The 9,039-nt window shown below is 69.2% G+C and carries 9 protein-coding genes; 5 read left to right on the plus strand and 4 right to left on the minus strand.

Annotated features, from left to right (window positions below):
* The coding region (locus HOV77_RS33465; protein WP_290870012.1) for an adenylyl cyclase at positions 1-1,537 on the plus strand (1,537 nt) is incomplete at its 5' end.
* A 71-nt stretch (positions 1,538-1,608) separates the two neighbouring features.
* On the opposite strand, the gene HOV77_RS33470 is transcribed toward HOV77_RS33465, so the two are convergent.
* A complete protein-coding gene (locus HOV77_RS33470; RefSeq protein WP_290870015.1) occupies positions 1,609-2,364 on the minus strand; it encodes an SDR family oxidoreductase in 756 nt (251 codons plus the stop codon).
* A gap of 301 nt (positions 2,365-2,665) precedes the next feature.
* On the opposite strand from HOV77_RS33470, the gene HOV77_RS33475 reads away from it, so the two are divergent.
* The gene (locus HOV77_RS33475) at positions 2,666-4,036 is read left to right on the plus strand and encodes a hypothetical protein (protein ID WP_290870018.1); all 1,371 of its coding nucleotides are present in this window, start codon (positions 2,666-2,668) and stop codon (positions 4,034-4,036) included.
* On the opposite strand, the gene HOV77_RS33480 is transcribed toward HOV77_RS33475, so the two are convergent.
* Complete coding sequence (locus HOV77_RS33480) at positions 4,005-4,889, minus strand: EamA family transporter (protein WP_290870021.1); 885 nt, start codon at positions 4,887-4,889, stop codon at positions 4,005-4,007. The two genes, HOV77_RS33475 and HOV77_RS33480, sit on opposite strands and share 32 nt — an antisense overlap.
* A gap of 68 nt (positions 4,890-4,957) precedes the next feature.
* Here HOV77_RS33480 and HOV77_RS33485 point away from each other — a divergent pair, with 68 nt between their 5' ends.
* From HOV77_RS33485 to ppgK, 3 genes are all read left to right on the plus strand, one after another.
* Positions 4,958-5,818 (plus strand): LysR family transcriptional regulator, encoded by an 861-nt coding sequence (locus tag HOV77_RS33485; protein ID WP_290870024.1) that lies wholly within the window; start codon positions 4,958-4,960, stop codon positions 5,816-5,818.
* Between the two features lie 129 nt (positions 5,819-5,947).
* Positions 5,948-6,613: an NAD(P)-binding domain-containing protein gene (locus HOV77_RS33490; RefSeq protein ID WP_290870027.1), complete on the plus strand. Its 666-nt coding sequence runs from the start codon at positions 5,948-5,950 to the stop codon at positions 6,611-6,613.
* 52 nt (positions 6,614-6,665) lie between these two features.
* Positions 6,666-7,409: a polyphosphate--glucose phosphotransferase gene (gene ppgK / locus HOV77_RS33495; protein ID WP_290870030.1), complete on the plus strand. Its 744-nt coding sequence runs from the start codon at positions 6,666-6,668 to the stop codon at positions 7,407-7,409.
* A gap of 4 nt (positions 7,410-7,413) precedes the next feature.
* Here the strand turns inward: ppgK and HOV77_RS33500 are convergent, their stop codons facing one another.
* Positions 7,414-8,028, minus strand: a complete 615-nt coding sequence (locus tag HOV77_RS33500) for a disulfide bond formation protein DsbA (protein ID WP_290870033.1) — start codon at positions 8,026-8,028, stop codon at positions 7,414-7,416.
* Positions 8,029-8,132: 104 nt separating this feature from the next.
* On the minus strand, positions 8,133-9,039 hold a 907-nt coding region (locus HOV77_RS33505; protein ID WP_290870035.1), incomplete at its 5' end, for a carbonic anhydrase.

Consider the following 9,039-nt stretch of genomic DNA (forward strand, 5'->3'; position numbering starts at 1 on the left):
CGCCGGGCTCGGCGCGTCCCCCGCCGACGTCGTCATCAACGGCAAGGTCGAGGTCTACAACCGCTGCCTCGCCGACGGCGGCACCGGAAACTGCCTGGCCCTGGTCAACTTCTGGCGTACGCTGTCGAACCTGTCGCTGTCGATCAACTCGGCCGGGCAGGACGGCTGCCGGGCGTCGGCCGACTTCTGGGCGGTGTCCCAGGCGGTCTCCATGCGCCGAGTCGACATCAGCGGCGCGAATCTGTCCTTGATGGACTACTGCACCGCCGGTCCCCAGTACGCCAGCGGCGGGTTCATCGCCGACTCCCGGCTGCCGTTCGTCATCAGCGGTTCGCAGCAGCAGTGGCTGATCCGCAACAGCGAGATCGGCGGCTGGTCCAACGGCGTGTGGAACCAGGTGTTCTCCGGAGTCGTCGGCGCGCCCGCCGAGGCCGGGTTCCCCGACCCGCCGTACACGACGCTCGCGGCGACTCCGGTCAGCCGGGAGAAGCCGTATCTGTTCACCGACGCGCAGGGCCGATTCCAGGTACGCGTACCGGCTGCTCAGACGAACAGCAGTGGGATCTCGTGGGCCGGCGGGCTGACGCCGGGGCGTACGACGTCGCTGAAGAACTTCTTCGTGGCCCGCCCCGGTGACTCTGTTCAGGAGATCAACAACGCCTTGGCCCGCGGCAAGAACCTGCTGCTGACCCCGGGTGTCTACGACATCGCCCGGAGCATCGAGGTCAAGCGCCCCGGCACGGTCGTCCTCGGTCTCGGCCACGCGACTCTGACGGCGGTCGACGGAGCGATCCCGGTCGACGTCGCCGACGTGCCCGGCGTGATCATCGCCGGCCTGACCATCGACGCCGGGCTCACGGAGTCGCCGGTGTTGCTGCGCGTGGGCAAGCCGCACGGGCGCAGCAAAGGCTCGGCGGACGACCCGACCACACTGTCCGATGTGTACTTCCGCGTCGGCGGCCCGCACGTGGGCAAGACCGACACCGCGCTGGAAGTCAACAGCGACCACGTGCTGATCGACCACACCTGGGTGTGGCGAGGCGACCACGGCGTCGAAGGCTTCACCGACACCGAACGTTGGAACACCAACACCGGCCGGTACGGCGCGGTCATCAACGGCGACGACGTCACCGCGACCGGCCTGTTCGTCGAGCACTTCCAGCGGTACAACACCGTGTGGAACGGCGAACGTGGCACGACGATCCTGTACCAGAATGAGCTGCCGTACGACCCGCCCACGCAGGCGGACTGGATGAACGGCTCGGTCGAGGGGTACGCCGGATACAAGGTCGGCGACAACGTGCGTACGCACAACTTGTATGGCGCGGGTGTCTACGTCTTCAACCAGAACAACCCGTCGATCCATACGGAGAACGGGTTCGAGGTGCCGGATCAGCCCGGCGTCCGGCTGCACCACATCATGACGGTCAACCTCAGCGCCGGGACGATCGACCACGTCGTCAACGGCGTCGGCGGTCCGGCCGACACGACCCGGATCGGCCAGCCCGTTTTCGTGACGGACTATCCGGCTCCGTGACCTGCGCTGCGCCGCCCGGCCCTCGGCCGGGCGGCGCGGTACCGCGTAGTCCAGGAGACACAGTCAAGTCGCTAATGGACGGAGAAGCCGCCGTCCACGTAGAGAATCTGCCCGGTGACGTACGCCGACGCGCCACTGGTCAGGAACACCGCGGCGCCCGCGAAATCGGACGGCAACCCGTTGCGTTTGGCCATCGAGCGTTGCGCGAGTTCCTCGGCGCGGCCTGGAATCGCCATCGCGGGCGCGGTGAGCGGAGTGACGACGAAGCCCGGGATGAGCGTGTTGACGCACACCCCGTACGCACTCCACGCCTCCGCCTGAGACCTGGTCAGAGCGGCGACGCCGGCCTTCGACACGCCGTATCCGCCGCTGTTGCCGAACGCGGAGATGGTCTGCTGCGAACCGATGTTGACGATCCGGCCCCATCCCCGCGCTGCCATCCGCGGGCCGTAATGCTGTCCGAGCAGGAACGGCGCGGTGAGGTTCAACGCCAGCGAGGCGTCCCAGTCCGCTTCCGTGAGCGTGTCCATCGGACGCCGGATGTTGTTGGCTGCGCAGTTGACCAGGATGTCGACGTGCGGGACTTGCTCCGTGACCCGTTCGATCTCCGTGCGTACTGCCAAGTCCGCACTGATCGTCTGGACGGTGATCCCCTCGAGCCGGTCGACTGCCTCCGTCAGCTCCTTCTCTCGCCTCGCTACGAGGATCAGGTCAGCTCCCGCGCGGCCCATCGCCTCCGCCATCGCGAAGCCGATGCCCGAGCTGCCGCCGGTGACCATTGCGGTACGCCCGGCCAGCGAGAACAGTTCTTCGAGGTACGACGGCATAGTCGATGAGGCTACCTCCCCGGGTCCGGGGCTCGCGGGGTCGTCGCGTTATGCGGGATAACGCGCCCTCGGAGCGCACCCCGCGATGTGATCTTGAATGATTTCCGCTGCTATGGCGACGTTTTCCGTTCAAGGTCACTTCGCCTCCGCCGCTCCGCGCGGCGCGCACCCCGGGGGCCGCGCGCGGGCGCGCCCGGGGTGCGCGAACGTGGTGAGCGGGCGCATTGGGAGCGCTTCCGGTAGGGTGGCCGACGCGGAACCGGGAACCGCGTCCGAAGATGTCGACCACCCTGAGGCAGGCATGAAGCATCGCCGTCCGGTACGCAAACCCCTTCTGATCGCACTCGCCGCAACCGCCGTCGTCACCGTCACCGGGTTCGCCCTGGTCGCGACGCTGTCCGGAGCGGCAACGCCGACCACCACCCCGCAAGCGCAGGGCACCACCAGCCCAAGCGAAAGCGCAGCTAGCGCCGCGCCGTCAAGCACCGCGAGTGCGAGCCCGACTGCGAGTCAGGCGAGCATCGGACCCTGCGGACGAGTCGCCACGGCGAAGCCGACAGTGAAGGTCACCGAGGTGAACGTCGGGGTGTCCGTCAAGGGCTACGGCGGCGAGGGAGACACCGAACCGTTGCCGATGGCGATCGCCGCGATGCCGTCGGGCGGCTCCTGGCTCGCCTGGCTGGGCACGAACGGCCAGGTCTACCTGGGCCGGCTCGGCTGCGACGACAAGTTGACCGGTACGCCGACCAGCTTCACCGGCATCGATCTGCAGGACGTCCAGGCGGACGCAACCGGGGGCGTACTGCTGTTGACTCGCCGCGGCGATTGCAAGACGGGACCGTTGTGCGGCGGCACGTCGAGCCCGTGCAACACGATGCACATGATCCGCTTCGACAACAACGGCAAGCAGGTGTGGGAGCGTCAAGTCACCAACTTGTCGAGTAGCCGTGGCGGCTATGACAACGGCGCTCGATTCGTCTGGTGGTACCAGCATCACGGGCGGCTGGCCTCGGACGGCAAGAACTACGCGGCGTACTTCGGAGTGGCGATCACCGTGCCGAACGGGTCGTGTGTGGACATCCACGAAGGTGACCGTATGCAGGTCGTCGGGCCGTCCGGGGCGCTGCTGTCCGGGCACGACAGTTTCGAGGTCGGCTGCAGTCATGCGTGGACTTCGCGGATCGTGTGGGATCCGCGTACGGGCCATTTCGTGATGGTGTGCGCGACCGACAACGACTGCCGCATCGCCCGGCCGAATCCATATCGGACGATCAGTCAAGGCACCTGTGACGGCACCTTGTTCGGCGGCGATCTCGTTCTCGCGAAGTCCAAGGGCTACTGGACCGCGTGGAGCCAAGGCGGCCAGGCACGCCTCGAACACTTCAGCACCGGCGCGTCCGACACGACCGTCAAGACCGGCGCGTCCACGAGACACCCGCATCTCGTGACCTACGGCAGCGGGCACATGCTGCTCGCTTGGTCCGCCGGCTCAGCCCTCGCCGCGCAGGTCTACGACTCCGGCACCGGCAAGGCCGTCGGCGTACGGTTCACCATCGGCGTCAAGGACCACGACTACCAGGCGTTCAAGGCGTACGCCGACGGCAGTGTCGCCTATGCGGCATCGGGTGGCAGCACGACGATCAAGATCGCGCGGGTGCTGCCGCTGGCGTGATCAGCCGGGTGGCGCTCCGAGTGGCGGCGGTGACGGCGAGGACGTTCGCGGCGACCACGATGCCGATGCCCAGCCACACGTGGGCGGCGAGGACCTGGTCGAGCAGGACCAGCCCGGCCAGCGCCGCGAGCACCGGATGGATGCTCATCACGATGCCGAAGAACTTCGTCGGCACCCGGCGCAACGCGATCAGGTCCGCGGCGTACGGGATGACCGAACTGAGCACGCCCGCGCCCACGGCGTACAACATGGCGATTCCGGTGAACCGGCCCTGCGCGATGAGCAACCCGGCGACGGGCAGATAGAGCAAGGCCGACACCGACGTCGCCGCTGCCGGCCCTTGCAGGCCCGGGAGGCGTTGCCCGATCATGCGATTGAGCAGGATGTACGCCGCCCAGCAGGCGGCCGCGAGCAGACCGAGGCCGATGCCGAGGTAGTCGCTGGACGGGTCGGGCAGCACGAGGACGTAGACGCCGAGGCCGGCGGCGGCCGCACAGAGCAGGTCGACGCGGGTACGCGAGCCGGCCAGCGCGACCGCGAGCGGACCGAGGAACTCCAGGGTGACCGCGAGACCGAGGCCGACGCGGCTGATCGCGGTGTAGAGGCTGAGGTTCATCGTGGCGAAGACGAGGCCCAGCAGAATCGTCGGCCACCACTGCGACCAGGTGAACCGGCGCAGATTCGGCCGAGCCGCCGGGAGCAGGACGGCGACCGCGACGAACTGGCGGATCGCGACGACACCGGCTGGGCCGATCGCGCCGAACGCGTGCGCGCCGACGGCCGCGCCGACCTGATTGCTGGCCGCGCTGGCGACCATCGTCGCGAGCCCGCCGGCCACCTTGCGTGTACTCACGCGACCAGTGTGCGAGCGATCGGTTCATACGAGAAATGCATCAACTGCTCCACTTATACGATCAGCGTATGGATGTGCAGCTGCGTCATCTCGCCGTCCTCGTAGCGGTGGCGGACGCGGGGACGTTCACCGACGCCGCCCGTGACCTGGGCGTTTCGCAGGCGGCGGTGTCCCGCTCGATCGCCGCGCTCGAGGAGGCCCTCGGCACGCGGCTGGTGCAGCGTACGACCCGGCAGGTCGGCCTGACCGGCGTCGGCACACAGGTGCTCGCCGGGGCGCGGCGCGTACTGGAGGAGATCGGTCACCTCCGGCAGATCGTCGAGCAGGCCCGGACCGAACTGCGCATCGGGTACGCCTGGGCAGCGCTCGGCAAACACACTCGGCGACTGCAGAAGACCTGGGCGGCCGAGCATCCGCAGACTCCGTTGGTCTTCGTCCAATCCGGCTCGGTGACGGCCGGGCTGAGCGAAGGGCTGGCCGACGTCGCGGTCGTGCGCCGTCCGCTGACCGATCCCCGGTTCGCCACGGCTCTGGTCGGAGTGGAGTCACGCGTCGCCGCAGTGGCGACCGACAACGCCCTGGCCCGGCGGCGCAGCCTGCGATTGGCGGAGTTGTCCCGATACACCGTCGCGATCGACGCTCGCACGGGGACGACGACCCTCGACCTCTGGCCGCGGGGTACCGCCCCGACCTCCGTACGCCCGACGCACGGAGTCGACGAGTGGCTGACCCTGATCGCCGCAGGCCAGGCCGTCGGGGTGACCTCGGAGGCGACCGCCCATCAGAACCCGCGACCCGGGGTGGCGTACCGGGCGGTCCGGGACGCCCAGCCGATCCCGGTGCTGCTCGCCTGGTGGCGCGACGATCCGCCGGAGCTGCTCGCCGACCTCATTCGGCTCGCCTGCGAGATCTACTTGCCGCCTTCGTGACTCCATGGGGTTGGCGCCTTATCCCGGTCCGGCGCGTTGTCCCGGGATGATGCGGCTTCGGCGCGCGGCGAGGCGACGTTATCCCCGGATAACGCGAGCGCGGGGCGATCCGGCGATAGCGTAGGGAACGTGGCGATCATCGGACTCATCGGCAGCGGGCACATCGGCAGCACCGTCGCGCGGCTGGCCGTCGCGGCCGGGCACGAAGTCGTCCTGAGCAATTCGCGTGGCCCCGAGACACTGGCCGACCTGGTCGCCGAACTCGGCCCGCTCGCCTCGGCGGGAACCGTCCAGGCCGCCGCCGAACAAGGCGAACTGGTGCTGGTCAGCATCCCGCTGCTGGCGTACGCCACGGTCCCGGTGGAGCCGTTGGCCGACAAGCCCGTGATGGACACCAACAACTACTACCCGCAGCGCGACGGGGACATCGCCGCCCTCGACGACGGCTCGACCACGAGCAGTGAACTGCTGCAACGGCATCTCGGCCGGGCGAAGGTCGTCAAGGTGTTCAACAACATCAACTACCGGCACCTCGCTTCGTTGCCGCGCCCGGCGGGGTCGCCCGACCGGACGGCGTTGCCCATCGCCGGGGACGACGGACTGGCCAAGCAGGTGGTCGCCGACTTCCTCGCCGAGCTGGGGTACGACGCCGTGGACGCCGGTCCGCTCGGCGAAGGCGGCCGGCGCTTCCAGGTCGGCACGCCGGCGTACGGGGCGCCGTATGGCCCGCTCAGCGATCCGGCGGGCACTCCCGCGCCGATCGCCGTCATCGAGGCGGCCCTGGCCCGCGCCTGAAGCATCATGCGTTTCCCGCCACGCGAGTGCGAGATCGCGCCATGATGGGGTGGTGACGCAGAACCGGACAGGTCAGGCCCTCGGCGTCGACATCGGGGGCTCGGGCATCAAGGGCGCGCCGGTCGACCTCGCCGCCGGGCAGCTGGCGGCCGAGCGCGTACGCCTCCCGACGCCGGAGAAGGCGACCCCGGAAGCAGTGGCCGAAGTCGTCGTGCAGGTCCTCGATCAGCTGGGTGTCGACGGGCCGGTCGGGATCACCCTGCCCGCCGTGGTACGCCAAGGCATCGCGATGACGGCCGCCAACATCCACGAGAAATGGATCGGGACCAACGCGGTCGAGCTGTTTCGGCAGGCGACCGGGCGTACGGTGACGGTGATCAACGACGCCGACGCGGCCGGGATCGCCGAGATGCGCTTCGGCCGGGGCGCGGACCGCAAAGGCGTTGTCCTCATGCTCACCCTGGGGACGGGGATCGGCAGTGCGTTGTTCGTCGACGGCACGCTCGTGCCGAACACCGAACTGGGCCACCTCCCGCTGCACCACGGCGACGCCGAGGACTGGGCCGCCGCCTCCGTACGCGAGGAGGACGACCTGTCCTGGGGCGCGTACGCCAAGCGGCTGCAGGCGTACCTCGAACTGGTCGAGCGGCTGCTCTGGCCGGATCTCATCGTCGTCGGCGGCGGCGTGAGCAAAAAGGCGGAGAAGTTCCTGCCGCGCATCAGACTGCGGACCGAGGTCGTTCCCGCCGAACTCCTCAACGACGCCGGGATCGTGGGCGCCGCCCTTTCCGTGTGACCGCCTAGAAGATCGGTTCACGCGTACGCGATCGCTTCAGCTCGAAGAAGCCGTCAGTGCCCCCGACGAGCAGTACGCCGTCCCACAGTCGCCCGGCCGCCTCGCCCTGCGGGGCGGGGGAGATCACGGGGCCGAAGAACGCGATGAGCTGCCCGTCCGGTCCGGGCACATGGATGACGGGTGTGCCGACGTCGTCGCCCACCGGGTTCATGCCCGCGTGGTGGCTCGCCCGAAGTGCCTCGTCGTACGCGGTGCCGTCGGCCGCCTCGGCCGGCTCGGCGGGCAGACCGGCGGCGGTCAGCGACTCGACGTAGAGATCGCGTCCACGTTCCCGCTTCTCCAGGTGGATCCGCGTACCGATCTCCGTGTAGAACCTCCGCACCGCGTCATCGCCGTGGTGCTGAGCGACGGCCGTCGCCACCCGGACCGGTCCCCACGCGTCGTCCAGCAGCGCGCGGTAATCCGGCGGCAGGTCGCGGCCCTCGTTGAGCACCGACAGGCTCATCACATGGAAGCGGATGTGCACATCGCGTACGCGTTCCACCTCGAGCAGCCAGCGGGAGGTCATCCAGGCCCAGGGGCAGACGGGGTCGAACCACATGTCGGCGGAGGTCGTCATGCGTACAGCTTTGTTCGGGATTCAACAATCCGCCAAGATCGGGAGAGCGACGTCACACGAGGTGGGGGGTGACCCACTGGTGGTGGGCCACCCGTGAGCAGCGCTCAGTGCAGCGGCTCGGGATCGAGCAGTACGCCGTCCGGCCCGACGCGAGCGACCGTGGCGGCGACGGTGTCTGCGTACAAGCCGAGGAGGCGAAGGCGTCCGGCGGAACTGGCGGTGGCCACGGCCGGATGGGTCGCGAGGTTGTCCAGCTGGGCCACGACATTGAGCCGCGCCGCTTCGTCCATCGTGGACGGACCGAGCGTGGCGTGCCGGAGCCAGCCGTGCCGGAGGTGCAGCGCGGCGCGGATGCCGCCGCACGGTGAGTGTCCACAGACGATGACGGTGGTCACGCCCAGGACGGTGATCGCGTAATCGACGGCGGTGTCCATGCCGGGGTCTTCGCCGTGACGCGGCACTAGATTGCCGATGTTGCGCACGCAGAACTGGTCGCCGGGCCCGCTGCCGGTGATCAGATGCGGCACGATGTGCGAGTCGGCGCAGCCGATGAACATGTGGCTGGGCTGCTGATCGCCCGCGAGGATGCCGAGCACCGCCGGCGGGGCGTGCTGGGCGTGGTAGGAGCGCAGCCCGGTCTCCAGCCGGGGCGTCACGTGATGTGGCGCGAGCCAGCGATGCACCGGTTTGCGCCGCGCGGGCCGTTTCCCCACCGTCAGGTGATGACTCGGATCGGTGACCGCGACGTTGCCGCCACGCTGCCGATAATCGGCGACCCAACCGCTCAGGGCCGCCTGCGCCGCGTGATCGAGGAAGTCGGCCCGCAGTTCGAGGTGGACGTTGCGGCCGGGCGGGATGTCGCGCAGTACGCGCGTCAGCCGAGCCGTGGTGAAGAACAGCAGACTGCCGCTGATCTTCAGATGATCGCCGTCGAGGCTGATCTGGCTGTGGCTGAGCCGCCAGAGGCCGAGTGCGGCCGCGGTTGCGACACCGAGCGCGACCCCGGCGACG

It is taken from the genome of Hamadaea sp. (assembly GCF_013362815.1).
Classification (GTDB): Bacteria; Actinomycetota; Actinomycetes; order Mycobacteriales; family Micromonosporaceae; genus Hamadaea.

What these genes read in the sequence shown, in the direction of transcription:
- HOV77_RS33470 (WP_290870015.1), bottom strand. Translation starts at nt 2,364, where the DNA reads ATGCCGTCGTACCTCGAAGAACTGTTCTCGCTGGCCGGGCGTACCGCA.
- HOV77_RS33475 (WP_290870018.1), top strand. Translation starts at nt 2,666, where the DNA reads ATGAAGCATCGCCGTCCGGTACGCAAACCCCTTCTGATCGCACTCGCC.
- HOV77_RS33485 (WP_290870024.1), top strand. Translation starts at nt 4,958, where the DNA reads ATGGATGTGCAGCTGCGTCATCTCGCCGTCCTCGTAGCGGTGGCGGAC.
- HOV77_RS33500 (WP_290870033.1), bottom strand. Translation starts at nt 8,028, where the DNA reads ATGACGACCTCCGCCGACATGTGGTTCGACCCCGTCTGCCCCTGGGCC.